Annotated in this window: 16 protein-coding genes and 2 pseudogenes; 13 read left to right on the top strand and 5 right to left on the bottom strand. The window is 57.6% G+C overall.

The window, feature by feature from the left end; genetic code table 11:
* A pseudogene (locus FHT86_RS33800) lies at positions 1-365 on the bottom strand (hypothetical protein); the annotation flags it as partial.
* A 611-nt stretch (positions 366-976) separates the two neighbouring features.
* Here FHT86_RS33800 and FHT86_RS33795 point away from each other — a divergent pair.
* The 5 genes and pseudogenes from FHT86_RS33795 to FHT86_RS33775 all read left to right on the top strand — a co-directional run bounded on the left by FHT86_RS33795 (position 977) and on the right by FHT86_RS33775 (position 7442).
* The gene (locus tag FHT86_RS33795; protein ID WP_133711274.1) at positions 977-1612 is read left to right on the top strand and encodes a glutathione S-transferase family protein; all 636 of its coding nucleotides are present in this window, start codon (positions 977-979) and stop codon (positions 1610-1612) included.
* 317 nt (positions 1613-1929) lie between these two features.
* Entirely contained in the window at positions 1930-2190 is a 261-nt protein-coding gene (locus tag FHT86_RS33790; protein ID WP_133711273.1) for a DUF982 domain-containing protein, read from the top strand.
* Between the two features lie 955 nt (positions 2191-3145).
* Positions 3146-3760: pseudogene (locus FHT86_RS33785) on the top strand (ATP-dependent DNA ligase); the annotation flags it as partial.
* A 141-nt stretch (positions 3761-3901) separates the two neighbouring features.
* Positions 3902-7096 carry a CHAT domain-containing protein gene (locus FHT86_RS33780; RefSeq protein WP_133711272.1) on the top strand — a complete coding sequence of 1065 codons (3195 nt, stop codon included), beginning with the start codon at positions 3902-3904 and terminating at the stop codon, positions 7094-7096.
* A 16-nt stretch (positions 7097-7112) separates the two neighbouring features.
* A complete protein-coding gene (locus tag FHT86_RS33775) occupies positions 7113-7442 on the top strand; it encodes a hypothetical protein (protein ID WP_133711271.1) in 330 nt (109 codons plus the stop codon).
* A 232-nt stretch (positions 7443-7674) separates the two neighbouring features.
* On the opposite strand, the gene FHT86_RS33770 is transcribed toward FHT86_RS33775, so the two are convergent.
* Entirely contained in the window at positions 7675-9168 is a 1494-nt protein-coding gene (locus FHT86_RS33770) for a murein L,D-transpeptidase (RefSeq protein WP_133711270.1), read from the bottom strand.
* Positions 9169-10004: 836 nt separating this feature from the next.
* Here FHT86_RS33770 and ilvD point away from each other — a divergent pair.
* Positions 10005-11678 carry a dihydroxy-acid dehydratase gene (ilvD, locus tag FHT86_RS33765; protein WP_133711296.1) on the top strand — a complete coding sequence of 558 codons (1674 nt, stop codon included), beginning with the start codon at positions 10005-10007 and terminating at the stop codon, positions 11676-11678.
* 207 nt (positions 11679-11885) lie between these two features.
* Here the strand turns inward: ilvD and FHT86_RS33760 are convergent, their stop codons facing one another.
* On the bottom strand, positions 11886-12377 hold the full coding sequence (locus FHT86_RS33760; RefSeq protein ID WP_133711269.1) for a GNAT family N-acetyltransferase: 492 nt from the start codon (positions 12375-12377) through the stop codon (positions 11886-11888).
* 1035 nt (positions 12378-13412) lie between these two features.
* On the opposite strand from FHT86_RS33760, the gene FHT86_RS33755 reads away from it, so the two are divergent.
* The 6 genes from FHT86_RS33755 to FHT86_RS33730 all read left to right on the top strand — a co-directional run bounded on the left by FHT86_RS33755 (position 13413) and on the right by FHT86_RS33730 (position 20304).
* On the top strand, positions 13413-14699 hold the full coding sequence (locus FHT86_RS33755; protein WP_133711268.1) for a trypsin-like peptidase domain-containing protein: 1287 nt from the start codon (positions 13413-13415) through the stop codon (positions 14697-14699).
* Between the two features lie 539 nt (positions 14700-15238).
* A complete protein-coding gene (locus FHT86_RS33750; RefSeq protein ID WP_133711267.1) occupies positions 15239-16399 on the top strand; it encodes an extracellular solute-binding protein in 1161 nt (386 codons plus the stop codon).
* On the top strand, positions 16399-17298 hold the full coding sequence (locus FHT86_RS33745) for an ABC transporter permease (RefSeq protein WP_133711266.1): 900 nt from the start codon (positions 16399-16401) through the stop codon (positions 17296-17298). Before FHT86_RS33750 ends, FHT86_RS33745 begins: the two co-directional genes overlap by 1 nt.
* On the top strand, positions 17295-18119 hold the full coding sequence (locus FHT86_RS33740) for an ABC transporter permease subunit (protein ID WP_166657009.1): 825 nt from the start codon (positions 17295-17297) through the stop codon (positions 18117-18119). The genes FHT86_RS33745 and FHT86_RS33740 overlap by 4 nt, the downstream gene beginning before the upstream one ends.
* A gap of 8 nt (positions 18120-18127) precedes the next feature.
* Positions 18128-19237 carry an ABC transporter ATP-binding protein gene (locus FHT86_RS33735; protein ID WP_133711265.1) on the top strand — a complete coding sequence of 370 codons (1110 nt, stop codon included), beginning with the start codon at positions 18128-18130 and terminating at the stop codon, positions 19235-19237.
* On the top strand, positions 19234-20304 hold the full coding sequence (locus tag FHT86_RS33730; protein ID WP_133711264.1) for an endonuclease/exonuclease/phosphatase family protein: 1071 nt from the start codon (positions 19234-19236) through the stop codon (positions 20302-20304). The genes FHT86_RS33735 and FHT86_RS33730 overlap by 4 nt, the downstream gene beginning before the upstream one ends.
* Positions 20305-20664: 360 nt before the next feature.
* Here FHT86_RS33730 and FHT86_RS33725 read toward each other — a convergent pair whose 3' ends face one another.
* Complete coding sequence (locus FHT86_RS33725; RefSeq protein ID WP_133711294.1) at positions 20665-21528, bottom strand: glycerophosphodiester phosphodiesterase family protein; 864 nt, start codon at positions 21526-21528, stop codon at positions 20665-20667.
* Positions 21529-22039: 511 nt separating this feature from the next.
* Here FHT86_RS33725 and FHT86_RS33720 point away from each other — a divergent pair.
* Positions 22040-22210, top strand: coding sequence for a hypothetical protein (locus tag FHT86_RS33720; protein WP_166657008.1), 171 nt, complete (start codon positions 22040-22042; stop codon positions 22208-22210).
* Positions 22211-22349: 139 nt separating this feature from the next.
* Here the strand turns inward: FHT86_RS33720 and FHT86_RS33715 are convergent, their stop codons facing one another.
* Positions 22350-23261: a hypothetical protein gene (locus FHT86_RS33715; RefSeq protein WP_246779783.1), complete on the bottom strand. Its 912-nt coding sequence runs from the start codon at positions 23259-23261 to the stop codon at positions 22350-22352.
* Positions 23262-23335 lie beyond the last annotated feature (74 nt).

Genomic DNA, 23335 nt, shown 5'->3' with positions numbered 1-23335 from the left:
TGCCCGTCGAACCATTGCCGGATCAACTGTTCGGTATAGGCGGTTGCCTGCATGGCGTTGGTGCGCCGGTCCGAAGTCTCCACCGGCTCGAATAATTTATAGTGCGCCATCTCCTTCAGATGCGAGACTGCGGTGTTGTGGCTGGCGATACGGTTCTCGACCAAGAATTTTGCGAGATTGGAAGCTGTTACCGGCGGGCAGGCTGGGTTGAGTTTCCGCTCGAAATGCATTGCCAATGTCGCCTGGCTGAGCAACCACTTCTGCAGATCGGCGACATAGCGCACCACTCTAGGTGCTCTGCGGTGGATTGCCAGCAACTCCAGCGCGGCTTCGCGAAGAGCAGCGGCGAAGGAGGCGTCAGCCATGAGATCGTCGACGCTGAAATAGCGGCATTCGTTTCGCAATGAGGCTGGATCTGAGTGTATTGGCATTTTGAATCTGAATAGCAGCGCTTGTAGGCTTGGTGAATGGTATGGCGAGTTCATTTATCGGGTCAGTCTCCGCGTGGTCAACGCGCCGCCCCTTGGGCTCGGATATTCCAGCCATCGATGCTCATTGGCAATACCAGCGGGTTGCGGCTCAGCCGACATCGTAGCCGCAACCGCCCCGCTTGTTGCAGCCACGCTCCTCGCACCAGAGGCGGCAAGTCAGTGGAAAAGGCGCGAGAAGCTTTCTTTGTGGTTGCTCGTGAGGCTGACGTTGTCATTATCGACCAATAGGAACGATACCTGCGCACAGCATCGCAAAAAGGCCCCGCTTTGGGGCCCAGCCCCTAACTGAAATGTGGAATCCGACTGGATGCTGGTGCTGAATCGCTTGCGGTTTGGGTATTTTGGGCCGTTTATCTTGATGGAAGTATCTTCGTGAAGCACTCTGCGCACTCATTCGTCGCGACACTGATTTTTGCGACGTCGCGGAATCAGTTGTAAAAGAGTCGCTTTCATCGGGGCTTTCACCACATTTATTCGAGGATTAGATGGTATACACCCTGCATGCCGCACCGGGCTCATGCTCTTTCGCTCCTCACATCGTACTAGAGGAAATCGGCGAATCTTACGCACTTGCTTTGATGTCTCCGGGGCATCCAGAAACTAAATCTGACCAATTCCGCCGGCTAAACCCGAAGGGTCGCATTCCCGTCCTCACCGCTGACAATTTTATCCTGACAGAAGCGCCGGCAATCCTCTTCCATCTCGGGCTAACCAACCCTAGTGCCAAGCTCTTGAGTAGTGCCCCAGACGCAATTGTTCGATCGATCGAATGGTTTAACTGGCTGTCAGGCACGGTGCATGCCGTCGCTGTTCGAATGGTTTGGCGACCGGACTATTTCACCGACGATGGCGAATATGATTCGTTGATCACCAAGGGTAAGCAGCATCTTTCTTCAGCCTTCGCGCTTATCGAAAACAGAATGAAGGAGCGTCTCTGGGTAGTCGGAGACCAATATTCCGTGGTCGATCCATATCTGTTGGTGTTCTATCGATGGGGAAACCGGATGCACATAGACATGCAAAGCAGCTATCCAGCGTGGACCAAACATGCCCGCCGTCTTGAAGACAGACCGGCCGTTCAAGCGGCGCTTTCTCAAGAAAGTATCTCACTATGGGAATGAGGCACTTTCCTGCAGCTCGTTTGTCGCCCATCGCCTGACTTTCGCGATAGAATCGTGATCGCCGATTTATAAGGGGAAGATCTGTCCGCAAAAGTCAGAACTTCGTGAGATATTTGCGATAAGAAGTATTCCACATTTTAGTTAGTGGCTGGGCTTTGGGGCGGGGCTAACGTGAGTGCGGATTCGAGCCTCGGCAAAAGGCCCGCGATAGCAACGAGCAAGTCATTGGTTTGTTCCCAATTGTTGCGCCCTGTCGCTGGCAATTTTGGGAACATTTGCCCTTTCCGGCTGTTCTGTCGCTCAAAGACGGGACGCAAATGGCTGAAGTGATCAAAATCAATTTCAAGCTTGCCTGGAAAGTGCCGGTTTACGTCCGACTTGGGGACGGCTTTCGTGAGAAAGTAGCCGGTCCAGATGCTGCGCTCGAGAACCTTAATCACCGGTGGCCCGAATGTGAGAGCTCTTGGTATTGGGCGGCCAAACGGTGCTGCCTTCTCGCATTGCGCGACGAAACGAGTGTCGATCTTGCACGGCAAGCGTTCGTTGATGCCGCGGCCTATGCGAAAATGCTGGCATAAAACCAGGGCTCATTCAGCAGCCACAGCGCGCACAGCGATGTTTGCCGAACAATCCTTTGATAGTCGGAACAACTGACGAGCGGTTCGATTCCTTTTGCGTGGAACGCAACTTACTGATTCTGATCCTGATCCTGATCCTGATTCCAGTTGCTGCCCAAGGACCCCTTGCAGTAAAGGACAGAGCAACCGCCATCACCGGCTGGTATTAAGGAACGCGCGGCTTCCGTCCCACTCCAGCATTGCGCGCCGTCAACGACATATCGATCGTAAAGAGGCGCTCCCCCAGAAGACGGGGTGGAGTAGCGAAGGATGACCGCTCGCTCCCTATTGAGGGTATCGTGGATGGCTGAGCATGTCATTGAAGCAGAGTTGTATCGACTGATGGCAAGTGCGTCGCCTGCTGGAAACGCGAGCGCTGCTATCATGCAGCCTGCAGTCCATGGGCAACTTCTCAATTCGCGATTTGTCGGTACACCGGGCATCGTCGTCTCCTTCCGTTAATGGACGCATGGTCAACTGGAATGACGGGCCTGATATTTAGTCGCATATTAAATATGCCAAACCGCTAATTTAACATCGCGAGCCACTGCAAGAAACCGGCGCTCGAACACGTTTTCGTGCACGGACAACGTCCCAAAAAGCGGAGCGCACCTCAAAATGGCACGAGAGATGCCGGTCGGATGGTCTTGCTGACAGACGCGCCCGCCGCCCGCCCATGAGTGTAGGCGGCGGGCATGACGTAGCCTCGCATTGCAAGGCGAACGCCACGGTGGCTGCTCATCCAACCACCGGCGATCTAAGCAAGCGATCCGATATGTTGTTCCGACTCGACTCCTTAAGCATTGTCTGCTGGACTGGTGGGCATGAGAAGGGTTCCTCGGAAGTCATCTCGCCCGCTTCTGCGTGAGACAGAACAGCCGCTACGGTCACGCCCGTGCAAGCGCGCGAGATCGGCGGAACCGTGATCCTCGATGGCGAGGCGGTCTTGCTTGACGAGATGGGTCGATCGGACTTCACCGCCCTGTAACAGGCTCTAGGCGGGCGTGGCGGAAAGCGGAGCGCCAGTGAAGCAATCTTCTATGCCTTCGATCTGCTTTACTTCGACGGCCACGACCTGTGCGAGATGGCGCTCTCTGAGCGCCGGCAGATGCTAACTGGGCTGGTCAAGGCGGATGCCGGCGTTATACGGCTGTCGGAAGAGATTGAGGGCGACGGCGACGTTCTTCTCGCAGCGGCATGCGAACACGGCCTTGAAGGCATCATCGGCAAGAAGTTGGACGCGCCCTATCATTCCGATCGGCGCGGCGACTGGGTGAAGATCAAATGCATCCAGAGCGACAGCTTTTTCATCGTCGGATATGAGCCGTCGACGGCTGCTCGGGGTGGTATAGGCCGGCTAATACCGGCTGCGCGCAAGGGCAATAACCTCGTCTATGTTGGCGGGGTAGGGACCGGGTTTAAGCTGCGCGAAACGATAAAGCTGCGCAAGCATCTTGATACCCTGCAGACGTCGAAGCCACCTGTCTGGCAGGGAAAGAGGTGTAGTATGGATCCCGATCGTTGTAATTGAGACAGACGCCGGAACCATCCCACCATGCGATTTTAATTCTGTCTGCTCTTTTGGCGCGGAACACCTAGCTAACGTTACGATGTCGTGTGGCCATGACCTCGCTAGTTGTGTTACAATAGTCAATTGTCGGGGGATGGTGGTATGAGCGCCCCGAGTCCAGAAGATCAGTTAGCGATTGAGCAAGCTGCCACTGCGAAACTCGCCAAGCGATATCGTCGGGCCGCGGAGATCCTCGAGTCTGCTCGGAAACATGCCGACACTCCTTTTCTGCGTGGGGCGCTCGCCTACACAATCGGCGGGGGCGTCGAATACCGCCTGCAGCTGGCGCAGGCGTTGCAGATCGTGATTCCCGAAGACATTCTCAAGCGCCTTCTGACCGAACTGGACCACGCTGCTCGCCTGGACCAGACAATTCCCGACCTGCATTGGGACATTGCCGTTCTTCATGCTCGCTTCACAGGTGATCTAAGTGCAGCCCGGGCAGCGCTCGACCGCGCGCTCGACCGTGGGATGAAGCACCCGATGATTCCTGCGCTTCGGGATCTATTCGCTCGCAACGCCGCACCGGAGGTGCCGGGAGACGACCCAGCTTACCGGGTACGCGAGCTCTTCTTCCGGCTGGTGGATATCACTGCCGACGCAACAATTCCTGAACTTGGCTTCCCTCCGAATGACACCGATCCGCCCCAGTCTTTCGCAGACTATGTGCTGCGCGTCGAAAGGGAAGTGCGCGGTGCGGAGCTCGACCCCGAAACCGATCGGTTGGCAGCGTTGTGGAGGCCGATGCGAGAGGCCGGGCTGGTGACGGCCGACGCGCTCGACTACGGGACTGAACTCGTCTTCCGCGCCGCCGCGGCTGGTTCGGATGACGTCGTGACGCGTTCTGCCCTTGGCGATCTTGCCGTCCTCCTGCGCGACCTGTCGTTCCAGGCGTCGGGGGGAAACCCATCGGGCTCCGACCTCCGCAAGGCCCGCCGCATCGCGCGTAGGGCTCTCGACATTGTGGCGGGCGCGGACCTCGAAATCGACGCGGATCTCCATGGCGATCTTTGGCTTGCCCTTGGGCAGAGCTCGGCAAGGCCTGCCGATCTCCAGCTCGCACAGGCGCTCGACGCATACACGCATGGGCTACAATGCAAGCGTGCGGCCGGAAACAGTGCGGATGTTGCACGCTTAACGGCGCTTCTCAAGAAGATGCTCGACTACGCGATCCAGCAGAGCGTCGGCGCGAGCCTCGGCTTTGCTGTTCTCGGTCAGGCACGGATGGGCGCGGAGGCCGCCTATGCGGCCAGCAAGGCGATCGACGACCGCGGCATGATGCTCAGGACGGGGATGGCATATGTGCATTTGCTGAGCGGATTGGCACAGCCTAGCCTAGCCATCGACATTCTGGACGAGTTGCTCGAGGCGCAGGAGGCAGGCGGAGAGCATTTCGACATTCTGTTCGAGAAGGCGATGCGCCTGTCCGAGGCGCGGCGTCAATCCGAGGCACTGGCTCTGCACGAGCGGTTGAAGGACCGCGTTGAGAGACGTTCGAACAGTGAGCGGTGCATTTTCTGGAATTCCTATTCGAATGTCCTTCGTGAACTACAAATGTTTGGTGCCGCGCTTGACGCGATCCAAAATGCCTTCGCGGCGCGCCCCGAGGTTGGCGAAAACGAGTTCGACCAGCTCGGCTGCATGCTTCATTCGAACCGCGGCACTATCCTTCTGGCGTTGGATCGGGTGGACGAAGCAGAAACGGATGCTGAACTTGCAGCTAGAATCGCAGTACGCTTCCCGATCGGCGAAGACTCGATCCGGATCGGCGAGCTTCGGGTCCAACTGGCTCTACGCAAGGGTGACTATGTCACGGCCTGCACAGAGTGCGACAAGGCGACTGCTCGACTAAACGACAGGATCACGAAAGGCGGCTCCGATCCGGCGGTCTGGCAGTCGATGCTGCATGAGTGGAGCCGGTTCGACGGTATGGGATTGGAAGCAAAAATAAAGAGCGGCAAGCGTCCCGCGGCATGCCTCGCCTTCGCCGAAGCCATGAAAGGGCGACTGCTGTGGCTACTTGGTGATAGGGGCGGCGAAGATGCAAAGGACCGGTTGAGCCCCCAGGCTCTGGCGCCGGCCGTTCAACGCGCCCGTGATTGGGTCGCAGCCGGTAGCGGCAAACGCTGCCTCGTCGCGCTGTTTTGCAGTACGCGGGGGATCGCCGTATTTTCAATCGCTGGGCCAAAGGGCGTGGTTGCGGTGCACTGGATCGGCGGTCCGGTCTACGACCTGTTCCGGGACCGCAGCATAGCGGTATGGGGACAAATGACCGATTGGGCGCTGGACCAGGGCGTGCAAAGTGCCTTGGCTGGCATTGGTGCGCCGCCCGAGCTGCTATTAAACGGCGCCGAGGCGCTGAGCCACCTTCTTCTCGAACAACTCGGAGCGATCCTTTATCAGGCGGTTCCGGCGCTCGCCGACGGCGGAACTGCTTTGGTGCTCATTCCGCACCGCGCCTTGCGGTCGCTGCCGCTTGCCCACTCGCAGCTTCCGGATGGGCGGCATCTCTCCGAGATCTTTGGCGAAGTAACTGTTGCGGCGACGATGGAGTTGTTTGCCAGAATGCTCGACGCCGCGCCGAGCGATGGGGGATCGAGAGAGCTATTTCTCGACCCGGAGGATAACCTGCCTTTTGCTCGGCTAGAGGGGGCCATCGCCGCGCCGGCCCAGGTGCGAACTGGCTGGCAGGCGACAAAGCGCGAATTCCTTCGCGCGCTCCAGACCTCTGGTGCGATTTTCGTGTCTGCGCACAGTGCGTTCGTGCCGACAAATCCTTGGGAATCGTGGATCGCGTTTCACGACGGGCGCCTTTCCTTGTTTGAAATGATCCAGCAGCGCGGCATCCGCCGCTCTCTTCTGATCCTGTCTTCCTGTGAGAGCGGCCAGTCCCAGCAAAGCAATTCAGACGAGCCATTCGGTTTTCCGACAATTCTCCATCAGGCCGGGGTTGTCGGAGTGATCGCGCCACTCTGGCGAGTTGACGACCTCGCGACGTTCCTCCTGATCACCCGCATGCAGGACGATCTCGCCGACGGTGTCGTTCCGGCGCGAGCACTCGGGCGGGCAAGTCACTGGCTGAGGACGCTCAGCGCGCGGGACACGCTGGGGCGCCTGGATGAACTTCGAGGGCGGATGCGCGAAGCGGACGCGGACATATCATTTGACGACGCCATTGCCGCGCTCAACCGGCAGCGGGAATGGCTGAAGGCGGCCTTCATGGGCCCGGAGCGGCCCTTTGATGCCCCACTGTTCTGGGCGGGATTCCAGTATTTGGGTGCGCCCGCGGGATCGTAGGAAAGGAACCTTGGCGATGAAAACAGAGACCGTCGTAGTGTTCGAGCAAACTACCCCGGCAGCGTCAATCGGCCGACCGACGCACGCTCGTGGCGACCGGGACGCCTCCCGAATGGTGCAGGCCGTGGAACTAAGTACGGGGGCCCTTGAAACGGCGCTCACGAGCTTCATCGAAACCGTCAGAGCGATGCTCGAGAAGGTGGACCAGGGCTCCGGCGACTACGCCATGGACACCGTCGAAGTGGCGGCGCAGGTGGGCGCCGACGGCAAGGTTGGCTTTATGGGGGTCGGCATAGCGGCGCAAGCTACCTCCAGTATGAAGATCGTTTTCAAGCGAAAAGCTTGACCGACTTCTGAACCGCTTCGTCTTCGGTGTCTAGAGGTCAATGAGCGCCGAATGTTGGGTCTGACTGTAAATCCGCAGGGAACGCCGCCCCGGTGAGATTCCCGACAGCGATTTGAAATAAATAGCAAAATGGGGATATCTATGGGTCACGACCGGCGCCGACCGTGACCCCTGTTGATCCGGAAAGCCAAATCTATTTCAATAGTTTGAGCGCTCTCTCGACGGGATGCAGCTAGGTGTTCGAACGGCTCGCTGTGATCGCCGCAATTGCGTTTAGTGTTTCGGCATCACGGCCGTAGATGTCATCGTAGTAGTGTACGATTCCATCAGCTGTCGGCCAGGCGGTAAAGTAGGCGACATAGACCGGCAGCTCCTCGGGGACAGGCATCTCCTTTTTTGCTCCGTCGGCGATCTGACCATCAACGAAATCAACCGAGGTTTTCAACACGGCCGCCGCCATCGCCTGAGGATTTTGAAGGCGGATGCATCCGTGGCTAAACATGCGATCCTGTGACGCAAATTTTCCCCGAGCCGGGGTGTCGTGCATGTAGATGGCATGCGGATTGGGGAACAGTATCTTCAAACGACCAAGCGCGTTCTCCGGCCCTGGTGGTTGCACCACTGAGATGTTGTCCAGGGGCTGCGACCAGTCGACTTTTGCCGATGGCATCATTTTGCCCTTAACGGAAACCTTGTAGCCTTCCCGGTCAAGGTAGTTGGGATCGCGTCGCAGTTTCGGTAGCATTTCGTTCTGAATGATCGATTGCGGAACGCCCCAGTCAGGGTTGAACTCGACCGTTTTGATCGTTGCATTGAAAAAGTTTGTTTGATGATCCTGCTGCCCAATCACCGCCTTCATCGAAAGAGCCAGTTGCCCGTTCTCATGGTAATAGGCCATGTACGCAGGCTGATTGATGAAGACGTATCGATCCGGAAACTCCCGAGGAAGCCACCGTAGTTCTTCCATCGCGACAACAACCTTATTGATGTCGGCGAACGTCTTGCTCGAAGCGGACGAGCTGCGAAGAAATTGAAGCTCGATCGCGAGCTGCGCAAATTTTTCGTTGTCTGGCACCACACGCTTGACAACAAGTGACAGGTTTGGAGCCAAGCCAAGCTCATTCAGGGTGGCCACAAGATCCAGACTTTTGCGCTTGAAATCGTAATAGTGCGAGAGCGCGTTCGGATCGATACGTCCGCGATAATTGTCTTGTAGGAACATCAGGAACTTCGCGCTCAGACTCGCCTCGAACTGCGCAAGTGCCTGAGTTCTTTCAGTCGAACCCCTCGGAAATTGAGTGTAGGCCTGCCTAACTGTGTAATCGCCAGCATTGAGACCCCAGTCATCAGCTTGTTTGAGAAAGCTCAGTGCCTGGATTGCCTTAGATGTTGGCCCGCCTGCATCAACCCAAATTGTTTTAGCCTTTGGCTGTCCGTAGAAGCCCTCGATAGCTCGCGCGATGTCATCCGTGGCGAAGATCGATACGCTTCCCATCTCCCGCAGTATTTTCGCTTGTGATCCACCGCCGCCGAAGAGCATCAGCAAGCTTGGCCCGCTGATGGACGGAACAATGTGCACCTGCCGAGCGACAGGAGTGCGGTAATCGCTAGTGTGCTCCAGCTGAGGAGCTAGGGGTGCCGCCGGAGGTGCAGCGTGTGCGGCGTAGGGAGTTGCCGCCAAGGCTCCAACGAAGAGAAGGAGAGTAAGGGCTAGTCGTTGTGCCATATGATAGAACCCCAGTGAAACACGAAACCTTCGCGTACAGCGCATGACATTTGTTGAAGGAAATGCCATTGGTGCTCGAACACACCGAGTGGTTCGGCTAACTGCTCTTCTCTTTTAAAGGCTTATGCAACCAAGCCTGATCAGTTGGGCGGAAAAAGGGCGGGGCGCTTGGCGATCCTTGTCGCCGTGAAGTGGGACAAGCGCGTGACGTTGCTTCGAGGAAGGGCCTTATGTCGGCAGCAACGACGGCTTAGAACGGGTGACCGCCGCTTGTGGCGTTGATGGTCTGCCCTCCCAATGCGAGAGGGATTTCGCTCCGGGTGTGGGGCGACGCTAAAGTTCCGCTATCAATCCAAACTTTCGGTCGGCGTGCTTACAAGAACAGCAGCAGCCTCATTCGCCCTCTGTAGCGCTATGGCGATGTGAATCAGCGTCGACCGCTGACCCCTGAACCGACTGCCATTAAATACATGAGTTTGTTGGTAAATTAATAATATGGGTACGGCCATCATCGGCGCCAGTCTTGACCCCACTCAATTTTCATTTTCTGGTATGTAAATCAAAGCCTTACGCTCTTTTTGCGAGGGGTCAGCCTTCGGTGCCGATTCACAACCTCAGTATCTACCCTCTGTTCGCTTAGCTGATGTCGTGGGCGAGAGCGACACCGTTTGCTCTTGGCGCAAACCGGAGCGCGTGAGCACATGTGGCTGCGAATCCTTGGCCGCTCGTGGCCCAAACAGTCCTGCAGGCTCGGCGAGAGGAACACTGATCTTACAATACGATCTTGTGGTATGATTGCGTTGTCAGTTCGCGTGGACAGAGGCCGGAGGCATTCGATGCCCTTCAATGATCGATCAAAGCATATTACCGAAGGGGTGGCTCGCTCACCCAATCGTGCCATGTATTATGCGCTGGGCTATAAGAAAGCCGATTTCGAAAAGCCAATGATCGGCATTGCCAACGGCCACTCCACGATCACGCCGTGCAATGCAGGACTACAACCTTTAGCGGATGCGGCGATCGCGGCGATCAGGGCGGCAGGAGCCAATCCCCAGGTTTTCGGTACGCCGACGATTTCAGATGGCATGTCCATGGGCACTGAGGGCATGAAGTACTCGCTGGTGTCCCGTGAGGTTATTGCCGATTGTGTCGAGACTGCCGTTCAGGGACAATGGATGGATGGGGTACTCGTCATCGGTGGCTGCGACAAGAACATGCCAGGCGGAATGATCGGGATACTCCGGGCAAATGTTCCGGCAATCTATGTTTACGGCGGCACGATCAAGCCGGGTAGATGGAAAAACGAAGAGCTTTCCGTGGTTTCTTCCTTCGAGGCGGTCGGTGCGTTCATGGCCGGAAAAATCAGCCAGGAAGATTTTGACGGGATCGAGCGGAATGCCTGTCCTTCGACGGGTTCATGCGGGGGCATGTTTACGGCCAACACCATGAGCTCGTCATTCGAGGCGCTGGGCATGTCTCTGCTTTATTCCTCGAACATGGCCAACACTGACCAGGAGAAAATCGAGAGTGCGGCTTCGTCCGCCAAAGTGCTGGTCGAAGCCGTGAAGAAAGGCATCACGCCTCGCGATATCGTCACGCGCAACGCTATCGAAAATGCGGTGTCTCTGATCATGGCAACCGGCGGCTCCACCAATGCCGTTCTGCACTACCTCGCGATCGCCCACTCCGCCGAGGTCGAATGGTCACTGGACGACTTCGAGCGAGTTCGCCGCAAGGTTCCGGTCATCTGCGATCTTAAGCCGTCCGGAAAATACATGGCGGTAGACCTGCATCAGGCGGGCGGCATTCCCCAGGTGCTGAAACTCTTGCTCAATGCCAAGCTCCTGCATGGGGACTGCCTGACCATCACTGGTCGCACGATCGCAGAAGAACTGGAGACTCTGCCGGACCGACCGAGGGTTGAACAGAATGTCATAAGGACCCTGGATGCGCCGCTCTATAGCGAAGGCCATCTCGCGATCCTCAAAGGCAATCTGGCGGAAGACGGGGCGGTCGCCAAGATCACCGGCCTGAAGAAGCTGGTGATTACCGGCCCGGCACGTGTATTCGAAGATGAGCAATCAGCAATGGACGCCATTCTGTCCGACAAGATCAAGCCGGGTGACATACTCGTCCTCCGCTACCTCGGACCAAAGGGGGGACCTGGCATGCCGGAAATGCTCGCCCCGACAGCGGCGATCATCGGCCGTGGCCTTGGCGATAGCGTGGGGCTGATCACGGATGGACGATTCTCGGGCGGGACCTGGGGCATGGTCGTCGGCCACGTCACCCCGGAAGCTTTTGTCGGAGGCACAATTGCGCTGGTTCGCGAAGGTGACCCGATTACCATCGATGCGCATCGCAAGCTGCTGCAGCTCGATCTGCAAGAAGCAGAAATTTTGAGGCGCCGTGCTGAATGGAAACAACCGAAACCCCGATATACCGCAGGCGTGCTGGCTAAATTTGCCGCTCTTGCCAGACCGGCCAATGAAGGAGCTGTGACAGGGTAACATCAGGGGTCGCACGCTGCGGCTGTTAGTGCTTCAGAGATGCGGTCTTGGCGCTCGTGACCCAAGTAGCAGACGTTGCCTGGCAGCTTCAGGCCCCAAAGCGGCACCTGCGCGCCGGCTTGCCTCTGTTGAAGTTGCCCTCCGGCGACCACGGAGGGGTGGGGGACACGTAATGTCTGCTCTGCTGCTGGGGGAACTGTCCCGCGATCAGAGTCGCTTGGCCATCCAAAGGTGCGGCTGGCCCTCGTCCTCGCAATCGACATCGCTGATCTGTGTATAGCCCTGCTTGGCATACAGATCGTGCGCGTATTCCTGGGCATGCAGCTTCACCAGCTTAGCGCCGGCCTCGCGCGCGGCTTCGTCGCTCGCGGCGATGATCACACCCGCCAAACCTCGGCGGCGAAACGCCGGCATTACGGCGACACGGCCCAGCAGGTACGTCTCTCCTGCCGCCACGCCCTCGTCGAGCGCGCATGTGGGCGACTGCGGGCTCTGTGGCGAAAGTGCGCGCTCCAGCGATTCGGGGAACAAGCGTGAGCACCCCGCCAGCTCGCCATCGATATAAAGCGTCACGTGCAAGCAGGAGGGGTTGTCGTCGATGACGTCGAACTCACTCTCATAGCCCTGCTCGTCCATAAAGACAGCGCGCCGCACCGAAAAGGCGTCGTCGCGTACGTTGGTCTTGATCAGCGGAGACATGAAGACCCCTTTATCCATCGGTTCGCTAACGCACCATAATATCGGCAGGCAAACCAAGTCACCCAATTTCCCCGAATGTATCGTTTCGGCGCGCCTAGTCACTTCGTGGTTCGTCCGCTGTCGGCGCACTGATGCCGTCGGAGTTTGGCTTGATCGGCGTCTGCTTTCGGGAAGACGCCACCGAGCGCCCTATGACCGATACGGGGGCGCATAGCTACCGTTAGCAATCCGACGTGAGGACGTCCGCCTTCGGACCGTGAACAGACTGGCAGCTTATGACGTGAAAGGAGGTGAAGGCGGCCCCCTGCGCCTTGTTAGGCGTATGTGACCCGGGATAGAGTCGTTGAAGAACGACATCTCGTAGCGGGTCCAACCAGCGGCGGGCTTGTTACGATATTTCCAAGCTTCGTGCTGCTGCCATTGCCTCTGACATGCGCCCGCCTGAGCTGCCGCCGAGGAGCGAGGCTATGATGATCGTCAACGCGAAACCTCCCACAGCACCTATGAGTGCAAGCAAGACCATGTCGATCCAGCGCGTGTTCTCGCAGATTAGGATCTCTGCTCTCAACCGATCGTGATAAGCAGCGACACAAAGCCGGATCGCCAAGCAACGAATACGGTTGAAATGAACACCATCAGAAAGGCCGCGCCAATGGCGTAGCCGACGTCCTAATCGGACCAATGAATAGGCCCTTGAAGCAACCAGAATGATGTGAAGGCAAGAGCCGAAAGAAGGGCCGATCTCCACATAAGGAATAGCGGCAGGAACGGGCTGACTAGCGCAGAACGACAAATGCGATGAAGGATACCCAGATCAGATTGGTTGCCATCAGGCAATCAAAAGAGGGTACAGTTAAAGTTGAGCAAACGGTCGGTGGGTGCAGCTTTGTAAGTCTTGATATGTTCCGGCTATCCCGTGACGTCGAGGGGCCTGCAGCCGCCTACAACATAGGTCGGAAGTTAATCTTTTCTGCAAGATAAAGTTGCAAGCAGCTCCGCAAAGGCTCTAGTGTCCGGTTGCCTGGGGAACTTCAAATGTCTGCTCTGTTTCGCGTACTTCTCGCCGTCGGCCTGTCGACCGCTATTGCATCCAACTGTCTGGCCGACGAACCGACTTCGTCCGGGACTGGATTCGCCGTGACGGCGGATGGGTGGCTTCTGACTAACGCACACGTCGTCAAGGACTGCCAGCGTATCGAGATCAAAGGGAAGGGCGACGCATCCGATCCCCGGATCGACGCCATCAACGATCTCGCCCTGGTGAAGATCGCGGCACCGGAGCCACTGAAGACTCTGTCATTTCGCAAGGCACCGACAAGACTGGGCGAGGACATTGTCGCGATCGGGTTCCCGTTGCCGACGCTGCTCGCCAATACGGTGAAGGTTACGACCGGAAACGTAAACGCGCTCGCGGGCATTCGAAACGACACCCGCTACATTCAGATTTCGACACCGATCCAGCCGGGGAACTCCGGCGGCCCCGTTGTCGATCGAGACGGGTTCCTTCTCGGTATCACGAGCGCGACCCTTTCAAAGGAGTTTGCCGACGCGAACGATATCACGACGCAGAATGTGAACTTCGCGATCCGGGCGTCCGTCGCCGAACTCTTCATGCAATCCCAAAGTATCGCCGACCAGTCTGGCGACAAGGCTGCCGATCAGCAACCGATTTCGACCGCAGATCTTGCGGACAAGATAACGCCGTCCGTGTTCCAGATTCGTTGCTACGTTAAACCGGAGATGCAGCCGTCGACCACGTCAATCCAGGGAGCCAACGCAATAATGGTTCCGCCGTCACCTTCCGTGCAGCAGCCTGCTAGCGTCGAGGCGAAGCAAGAACCGTCACTCGACGTGCCACAAGCAAGAAGCGGGATCGCGCGACATCCGAAAGGGGCTGCCCCGATTAAGGCCGGCCCCTACGCCGATTCGAAAACGACAGGACAAGCGCTAAACGGCAGCCCGGTGCAGGTGCTCGAAACCGACGGCAACTGGTATCGCGTTTCAACCGGCGCATCGATCGGATTCATGCATTATTCGTGGGTCCGGGTGAACCAGTTCGAGGAACCGCCTGGCGATGGACGGTTTGTCCAGGTCAGGAGCTTCGGAACGCTGGCTGAAGCACAGGCCTTTGTTACGCAATCGTCGATTCCGTTGGCTGCGCACCTAGCGGCAAACGGCTGGATCGCGGTGACCCTGCATGACATCTACGGTCAGCGGGAAGCGAAAGACCTCTCCAACGCCCTGAAGGCCCATGGCCTGATCGCCAAGGATGCGATGGTCACGCTCGGAAATACTTATGTCCGGAAGGTCTGCTGTGACTAGCCGGGACGAAAGCACAGATCATCGAAGCGCTGCGGTGCGAGACTCCACTATGATGGCCTCGACCCCGGACGCCTCTCCGTCGAAGAAGGACCGCCGTGTTTTTCGCCGTACGATATGCGAGCAAGTCTGGATGCCGCCTGCGGCCCCGAGGTGCTCAGAATGATACGCGGTCGAGAAGCCTTCTTCATTGCCGCCATCATCGCCTCTGCTGCCAACGCAGGCAATACCCGCCAGTAGCTTATCCGGAAACTCGCCTCCGCTATGTCTCGTTCCGGTCAAGAACGGCCTGCCAACTAAAGCCGACATCTACTAGTCGTTTCGGCTTTCCCGCCCGAAAAAGTCGATAGTCGACATCGTTTGGCAATTACTGACAAATTTGTAATTGGTCCGGGCTGGATTGCAGGTTTTGTATCAACAAATCGTGATAAAGCTTTCTATCATAAAAGCATCATCCGTATGTCACAGGACCGTCAAGGAAGGCCAATAGCGCTCGGCTACACGCGCCGCTTGCCCAGTGGCGCCAATTCTGGAGCCAGGACATGACGACCGAAATCTCACGTCGAATCTTTCTGCAATCCGCCGCTGCGTCGGCAACACTTCCGTTTTTCGTCTCGGGGGTCCACGCTGCGGACAGAACTGTCATCGACGTGATGACCGATGGCGATACCAATGTGACCGACTGGTGGACAAACACGCTTGCGCCAATGTTCGAAAAAGCCAATCCCGAACTATCGCTGAACGTCGTTATCACCCGCGCAAACGGTTCGAATGATGTGGTCGGCCAGCGTGTTGTTGCCGCGATGCAGGCAAAGACCGATCCTAAGGTTGATTACTTCGAAGAATTCGATCCTCGCCGCGTGCCGGGCGCGGCAGAGTCCGGCGCATTCGAACCGGTCGACACCAAGAAAATTCCGAACCTTGCGCTGGTCAATCCGGGAAGCATCGAAATTCCGCAGGATATTCCCTATCGCGCCAGCCAAGTCTTGCTTGCCTATAACAGCGCCGTGGTCTCGCCGCAGGACGTGCCGAAGACGTGGGCTGATCTGATCGCCTGGATCAAGGGGCATCCGGGCCAATTCATCTATTGCCGGCCCGATAAGGGTGGATCGGGCGCCTATATGGTGACGCGCGCCATTCATGAAGTGAACAACCGCGATTTCTCGCTGTTCAAGGCGGATAATTTTGACGCCGATGTCGCCAAGAAACGTTTTGCCGGCGCCTGGGACATTCTAAAAGATATCGAGCCCTACCTCTACGACAAGGGCTCCTATCCGGCGGGTAACAACCCCACGCTTCAGCTATTTGCCGGTGGCGCGGTATCGATGATCACCGCCTGGTCCGATCAGTCGTTGCAGGGGATCTCGCAGGGCGCGCTTCCCGACACGACCAAGCTCGCCCAGCTTCAGGACCTTCCCTTCTGCGGCGGATATGCCTTCTCGTCGATCCCCTCTCAGGCAGCGCATAAGGATGCCGCCTTCAAGCTCGCCAACTTCATGCTGACGCCACCCGTCCAGGAGCAGATGCTCAAGGACTTTGGCGCCTTCCCGAGCATTGAGTGGTCCAACCTTTCGCCCGACCTGGCAGCCAAATACAAGGATGTCGTCTCCACCAAGATGCCCTCCTTCCCCGGTGGCCAGTGGAGCGCGGCGTTGAACGACGGCTGGTACTCCAACGTCGCCACGCATACTGTTCGCGGCTGATGGTTGCGAGCATAGGCGAGATCAGCGCCCCCGCAGGGCGCAGGCGAGCTGCGCGACAGAATGGCGGTGCCTTGGGCCTGGCGCTCGTGGCGCCGGCTTTCGGGCTGATGATCCTTCTGATCCTACTTCCGGCTTGTCGATCGCTCTTGGGAACGATTTTTCCCGACGGGGCTGCGCTGCCATCGCTCAAGAGTTACCAGACGTTCTTTGCAGACACCCGAAGCGTGTCCAACCTGCTGTTCACGATCCAGGTGACGGTGGTAACCCTGGCCATATTGCTCACGATCGGTCTGACGCTCGCGCTTTATCTGCGCTTCTCGCAAAGCCGCTTCGTCGGGGCAATCCAGATCATAGCGCTCTTTCCCCTTTTTGTGCCCGGGATCGTCATTTCCTTTGCCCTGATCCGCTTCATCGGCCCGACTGGTCTGGTTGCAACGACACTGCATGTTCTCGGCATTAGCGGATATCAGACGCCTTACCTGCATCCGAGCGGCGCCATCATCGGACTGGTATGGGAAAATATCCCGCTGACGATCATGCTGCTGACTGCCGGCCTGGCGCAGATCTCGAACAGTTCGATCGAAGCAGCGCGCGACGTCGGGGCCGGATGGTTTCGTATCCTGTCGCAGATCATACTCCCGCAGCTGACGCGTTCCATCGTCGTCGCGGCATCGTTGAACTTCCTCGGAATTTTCGGATCTTTCACCGTGCCCTACATTTTGGGCCCGGCCGCGCCGCAAATGATGTCAATTTTTATGCAGAACACATTCTCCGAGCGGCATGATAGCGGCGTCGCGGAGACGCAGGCAGCCGTTACTTTTCTGGTATGCCTGCTGGTCGGCGTCATCTACACGGCGTGCGTCTTTCGCGATACCGCGCGCAATGGAAAGGCCGGATGATGACCCGTCGCCGAGGAGGTATTTCCGATCAAGCCGCGGGCGCGCTTCTGCTCGCCGCCTTGATTATCTTCGTGCTTGGGCCGCTTGTCTGCGTGATGGTCTGGGCCTTCGCTGACGTGTGGCGGCCGCCCGCATTCTTGCCCGCGGAATGGGGCTTCAAATATTGGGGTCTCGTTCTCGCGCGGGCGGACGTCCGACAAGCGCTCCCGGTCTCACTGACCATCTCGGCCATCGTCACACTGCTTTCGGCCGTCGTCTGTCTGCCGGCGGCCTATGCCTTCGCTCGACTTGAATTTCCGGGAAAGCGTTGGCTGCTATTGTCTTTCATCGCGGTCAATGCCTTTCCGCGATTTCCGCTCTACGTATCGATAGCGGTGTTCTTTCTGTCGTCCGGATTGATCGGAACATATACGGCCGTCGTTTTGGTTCAGCTGGTCTTTACGCTTCTCTTCATGATCTGGATTCCCGCTGCCGCGTTTCGCGGCGTCGATCCTCGAATGGAAGAGGCGGCCAGGGATGTCGGTGCCTCGCATCTCACCGTGCTTTTGCGCATCACTCTACCGCAGGCGGCGCCGGCAATAGGCGCTGCATTGCTGCTTACATTCGTCAATACTTTCTATGATGTCGACGGAGCGTTGCTGGTGGGTGTGCCTGACGTACGGACCCTGCCGATTATCATGCTTTCCCTCATCACCGGCCAGATCATCGTCCAATATGGTGCGGTTCTTTCGGTGATGTTGTGGGTGCCGTCATTGGTGCTGCTGCTCTTTGCGCGCCGTCTGTTTGAAAGCCGCAGCTTCGCGGCCGGGTTCGGAGCCTGATTGTAACGATGACCACTTTGACGCTTCAAAATGTGACGCGAAAGTTCGGAGAGGCGTATGCCGTCAATCGACTTGATCTCGATGTCGCCGACGGCGAATTCATCTGTCTGCTTGGTCCATCGGGTTGCGGCAAATCGACGGCGTTGCGGATGATCGCGGGTTTTGAAACGCCGGATGAGGGGGACATCCTAATTGCAGGCGCTTCGATGCTGGATGTGCCACCCAATCGCCGCGCAACTAGCATGGTATTTCAGAGCCATGCACTGTGGAGCCATATGACCGTCGGCGGCAATATCGCCTTCGGCCTCAAACTGCGGCGTTTACCGCGTAGCGTCGTCGCGGAGAGGGTAACCTCGGCGCTTATGCTTGTCGGATTGAGCGGCCTCGAAAAGCGTTATCCGGCTCAGCTGTCGGGCGGTCAGCAACAGCGGGTAGCTTTGGCGCGGTCTTTGGTTCTCGAGCCCAAAATATTGCTTCTCGATGAACCGTTTTCGAGCCTGGACGCTCATTTGCGCATTCGCTTGCGCGATGAACTCAAGGCCATTCAACGGCGGCTCGGCCTGACGACCATATTCGTGACCCACGATCAGGAAGAGGCCATGTCGCTCGCCGACCGCATTGTCGTGATGAATCGCGGCGCGGTTGAGCAGGTCGCTGCGCCTGGAATGATCTACGAGCGGCCGGCCACGGTTTTTGCCGCAGGCTTCATCGGCACAATGACCATTCTTCCGGCACGTCTCGAAGACGGTCAAATGACTGCCGGGGCGTTCAAGATCCCATTTTCGCGGCAGTATTCCGCCAACGAATGGACCTTCGCGCTGCGACCGGAGGATTGCGAGCTGACGGCTCCGTCTGAATACGGAACAAGCCCCGGCGTCGTCGATCATGTCGCCGATCTCGGCTCCACACGGATAGCTACGGTGATGATGGAGGACGGCGTGGCCATTAAAACCCAGATCAGCCGCCGGCAGACGATCGCGAAGGACGACCGTGTCGGCCTCAGGGTCAATCGCTTGCTCGTTTATCGCGATGGGCGATCCCCCGTTGAGACGACATTCGCGGCGCAGGTGGAAACACAAACTCCTGATAAAATTATACAGCGAGACGTAACAGCATGAGACAGTGGAATGATGACGTACTTCTTCAGGCGGTGTCGCGTTTGACCCCTGTTGCGCTGGCAGAACGCCAGACGATCCTTGCTGGCCCGTCGGAGGCGGAAAATCATCGTGGCCACTTCGATCGGCTGGCGGTGCTGCGTGAAATCGAAGTTGGCGGGACGCAACGGTCGCGCCATATCGAAGGGCCTGCCCGCATAGCATTCTGGAATGTCGAACGATTGCGCCATATCGATGCCATAACCGCGACGCTTCAGGGGCTCAATGCCGATGTAACCCTTCTCTGCGAAGTCGATCGTGGTATGGCCAGAACGCAGAATCGTGACGGGATCGCCGAGCTTGCTGGTCGCCTTGGCGCGGCATATCTCTACGCAGTGGAATTCGTCGAACTCGGTTTGGGCGACCGCAACGAGCAGGTCATCCATGCCGGCGAAGACAATGCCGAAGGTTTTCACGGTGCGGCGGTGCTGTCGCCCGCGGAAATGGCAAACCCGTTTCTGATAAGACTCGACGCGCGCGGCGACTGGTTCGATGGGACACATGGCGAGCGACGGGTCGGCGGAACGATTGCGCTGGGCGCTAAAATTGCCGTATCTGGTCAGCAGGTGACGATGGTCAGTGTGCACCTTGAGAGCCACTGCGATCCTGATATTCGCGGTGACGAGATGGAGCGCATGCTTCGAATGATCGAGACCATCGCTCCTGGTGAGCCCGTCATTCTCGGCGGCGACTTCAACACGTCGACGGCGCCATTTACGAAACGGCGGGATAATCCGGCAGCATGGCTGGCACAGCTGACAAACGAGCCGGACAGACTAACATTTCCAGACCGATACGAACCTCTTTTCGGATCGGCACACCGGTTCGGCTATGAATGGCAGAGCTGCAATATTCCCGAGGTACCGACGCAGCGGTTCGCTGAAGGCAGTCTCCGACCGCGTGCAAAACTCGACTGGTTCTTTACACGCGGTCTCGAGCCTTCCGACCCGCGGATCGTCGAGGCTGTAAGGCCGGACGGACAGCCGTCGTCAGACCATGAGGCGTTACTCGTCACGATTATCCCTCGATAGGATCAGTGGTCGCGGTACGACGTGGCGCCAGCTAAGATCCCAGCCCCGGACCGAAAACGAGATCTGGGAGTGACGCCTTGGCGGCGATAAAGCGGATCATGGGTAGAGCTGGTCATGCCCTCCGGCGCCCGCCCGAAAACGGCGATCGAGATCGCGGGCGGGACGCCGCACGTTTCCGTCGGGAGGCAAAGGCCAGCGCGCCGATTGCGTTCGAGGCGGAGGCGAAGGTCGCCATGCACTAACGGCGGACCAGTCGTGGTCTATTCGCCTGCCTCGCATCCGAGTTTGACTTCATATTGGACATAGAACGACTTGCGCCGATGGCGGCCTGGAGCGTGCCGCCTTCGAAGGGGCGGCGCTCTAGGCTCGACCGGCCGTCCGCTTTAGCCAGGCCCGCTCTGTTGCAGGAGCCTCGTCGGTGGTGATCTGCGATGGCTTCATGGCCAGCAGTGCCGAAAAATCACGCCACTCGCCATCGCTGAAACCGTTTTGTGGATCTTTCAGCGTAAAGGTCCAGGCATCAACCAGTTTGTCCTCGCTCCTGCAAAGTGCGATCAGATCGAGTCCCTCTTTTGCCGCCTGCAAGATCAACGGCCAGTGGAGATAGATTGTGTCAGGCTCTGTCGGACCCCGCATATCCGCGAGAAGATCGGTTTCGACCGCTTTCAGGCCCTGGTTCCGGTAGATTTCCACCAGCTTGTTTGTTGGATCGATGCCGCGTTTCAGCTGCGGCAGCTTTTCCTTGACCGCCACAATCAGGTCAAGGCTAGCTCCGCTGACGATAACCGACGCTGCAATATTCTGAAAATGGACGGCGAGATGGGCGATGCCTTTTTCGCCGATGCAATCGTAATCGTCCTTCATATCGAACTGCAGCAAGGCTTCCGGATGTGCCGATTGCAACATGGCGGCTAAATTCTCACTAAAGATGAGCCGACGGCTGTCGCCCTTCATTCGGACGGCCCGCAGATCATCAGCGGATTTTTCCGCGATCAATCCAGATCCGGTCGTTTCGCCTTCCAGATCCGGATCGTGTAAAACAACGAAGCCGCCATCCGCACGCACCCGCAGATCGAGTTCCATCGACGCGCCAAGCGCAAGACCCGCTTGCATGACCTCCGCCGAAAAAAGCGGATCCCGCGTCTGCCGTCGCAAGCAATGCCATTTCAGCCGAGTGGCATTTCCACCGCGGACGATTTCCAAACCCTGTGTATCCACGCGCAGCCATCCCGCAGTCGCTTCTGATTGCGCCTTCGTGCCCTGATCCGAGGTATATTTCAAGGGCAAGTGGCGGCCGGCTTGAAGGACATCTCGCTGGCAACCAGGGGAGACCAGCACAGAGCTACCGACCGGGCACTTCGGGCCGTGGGTGAAGGAGAGGAGCGGGTTGAGCGCCGGCATGGTGCGGGAGTGCATGCGGATGGCGAGAGCGGCTTAACCTGAACCGCGAGTTCGAAGAGAACACTCGGCGGCAAATTCACATACCACACAGCAAGGGTCCAATTGATCGCAATATTCCCTCTAAGAGGTGGTCTTGGCTGAGTTTCACTCGGTGAGAGCCAACGCTGCGTTTCAATCCGGAAGATTCAAACCCGCATTCACTAAGAGCGTTCGCATGTGAGAACAGCTCTTTAATCGATTAAAATAAATTCAATCGTTTAAACGTTTTAATGCTGTGATTTACAAAGCATTTCTCCCATGGCATTCAACTAACATCGTTATCAGGGAGGCCTCGATGCAGGAGAATGAAATGGTGCGGAACGAGATACCCGCACATGTAGTCGATCGTCTGGAGAACGAGTGGCGGTTGGTTCTGGTCGAGCCTTCGCCGTTAAAGCCCGCTCCGGAGTTAGACGTAACCGATAACATCATCTCTGCGCCGGCGGACGACCTCAACATACGCTGAGCATCATCGATCATAGTCTCGCCATCACGCGAACCGTCTTGATTTGGGAGCAATGCATCCATCTATTTGGATGCATTGCTCTCGGTATCCGAATTCATCAGATTTGCGGAACCGGTCTTAGCCTAGACTTTCGTGCCGTTTATGCAGAAATCGCGAGCGCGCGCGAAAGAAACTCTTCGCTGGATTTGGCTTGATTGTCCGGCTGGTCGAGAACTGCCTGGCTGACGGCGTCAACGATTGCGTATTTCTCGGCTTGGTAGTTCCAGTATTCCAAGACGAAGTTTCGAGAAAGCCAGAAGCTGCTTTTGCCCGGAGCGCCGACCCAGCCAACGCTTCCGAGTTCTGTCGCCTGCTTCAAAAGCCGCTTCAGATGAGCGCTCGAAATCATGAACTGACTCTGGATGATCTTCGGAGAGATCGGGCCGATCAAGACCTTGTCCGAGGTGGGATCAATCTCGGTGATTCGGGAGATGAGATAGTCCATCACCACGCCACCGGAGGTCGCCCAATTGAACAGAGCGAAGGTCACGCCGGGATTCTTCAGGCTTTCGCTGTCCAGGATCATCTTGGCGATTACAGGCTGCATTCGCAGCACCGACCCGGCGTTGGCGGTCGTCCTGGCCATCCTGTCGCCGTTGTCCAATGCATCGAGAACCAGCAGATGCGTATAGATCCATCGGGCCATGTATTCATGGGTCGTTTCGGTGGGCTCAAGCAAGGTGATGCGGCGGTCGGAACTGGCGGCGATCGGTCGAACGAAGCGATAGGCAGCCATTTCTTTCAGGAATGCAGCCGCCGTATTGCGGCTCGCGATTTTGTGCTTGACCGCGAAATCGACAAACCGACCGGTATAGAGTGCCGGCACGGGATCATCCGGATAGCCGAGAAACAAGGCATAGCCGGCATGCGCCAGAAGCCATCTTTGCTGCGCGGCAAAAATCGAGGCAATGCGAGGGTTCTCCTCGTAGATCGCCATGAGTTCATGCGCGCTGTGCAATATGGCGGACAGGAAGTGTTCGTTTTGGCTGAGTTCTTTCGTTGTGAAGGCCATTAGCGCCAACATTCTTTCATTACTTTAGGACGGGCCGAGTCTTTGTCCCTATATTCGATAATTATATTCTATAA

It is taken from the genome of Rhizobium sp. BK313 (assembly GCF_014193655.1).
Classification (GTDB): domain Bacteria; phylum Pseudomonadota; class Alphaproteobacteria; order Rhizobiales; family Rhizobiaceae; genus Rhizobium.
The sequence above is the reverse complement of the archived record's forward strand: the minus strand, read 5'-3'. Positions and strand labels throughout refer to the sequence as shown.

Excerpts from the sequence above, each read along its gene's own strand:
- FHT86_RS33795 (WP_133711274.1), top strand. The coding sequence starts at position 977 with ATGGTATACACCCTGCATGCCGCACCGGGCTCATGCTCTTTCGCTCCT.
- FHT86_RS33790 (WP_133711273.1), top strand. The coding sequence starts at position 1,930 with ATGGCTGAAGTGATCAAAATCAATTTCAAGCTTGCCTGGAAAGTGCCG.
- FHT86_RS33780 (WP_133711272.1), top strand. The coding sequence starts at position 3,902 with ATGAGCGCCCCGAGTCCAGAAGATCAGTTAGCGATTGAGCAAGCTGCC.
- FHT86_RS33775 (WP_133711271.1), top strand. The coding sequence starts at position 7,113 with ATGAAAACAGAGACCGTCGTAGTGTTCGAGCAAACTACCCCGGCAGCG.
- FHT86_RS33770 (WP_133711270.1), bottom strand. The coding sequence starts at position 9,168 with ATGGCACAACGACTAGCCCTTACTCTCCTTCTCTTCGTTGGAGCCTTG.
- ilvD (WP_133711296.1), top strand. The coding sequence starts at position 10,005 with ATGCCCTTCAATGATCGATCAAAGCATATTACCGAAGGGGTGGCTCGC.
- FHT86_RS33760 (WP_133711269.1), bottom strand. The coding sequence starts at position 12,377 with ATGTCTCCGCTGATCAAGACCAACGTACGCGACGACGCCTTTTCGGTG.
- FHT86_RS33755 (WP_133711268.1), top strand. The coding sequence starts at position 13,413 with ATGTCTGCTCTGTTTCGCGTACTTCTCGCCGTCGGCCTGTCGACCGCT.
- FHT86_RS33750 (WP_133711267.1), top strand. The coding sequence starts at position 15,239 with ATGACGACCGAAATCTCACGTCGAATCTTTCTGCAATCCGCCGCTGCG.
- FHT86_RS33745 (WP_133711266.1), top strand. The coding sequence starts at position 16,399 with ATGGTTGCGAGCATAGGCGAGATCAGCGCCCCCGCAGGGCGCAGGCGA.
- FHT86_RS33740 (WP_166657009.1), top strand. The coding sequence starts at position 17,295 with ATGATGACCCGTCGCCGAGGAGGTATTTCCGATCAAGCCGCGGGCGCG.
- FHT86_RS33735 (WP_133711265.1), top strand. The coding sequence starts at position 18,128 with ATGACCACTTTGACGCTTCAAAATGTGACGCGAAAGTTCGGAGAGGCG.
- FHT86_RS33730 (WP_133711264.1), top strand. The coding sequence starts at position 19,234 with ATGAGACAGTGGAATGATGACGTACTTCTTCAGGCGGTGTCGCGTTTG.
- FHT86_RS33720 (WP_166657008.1), top strand. The coding sequence starts at position 22,040 with ATGCAGGAGAATGAAATGGTGCGGAACGAGATACCCGCACATGTAGTC.
- FHT86_RS33715 (WP_246779783.1), bottom strand. The coding sequence starts at position 23,261 with ATGGCCTTCACAACGAAAGAACTCAGCCAAAACGAACACTTCCTGTCC.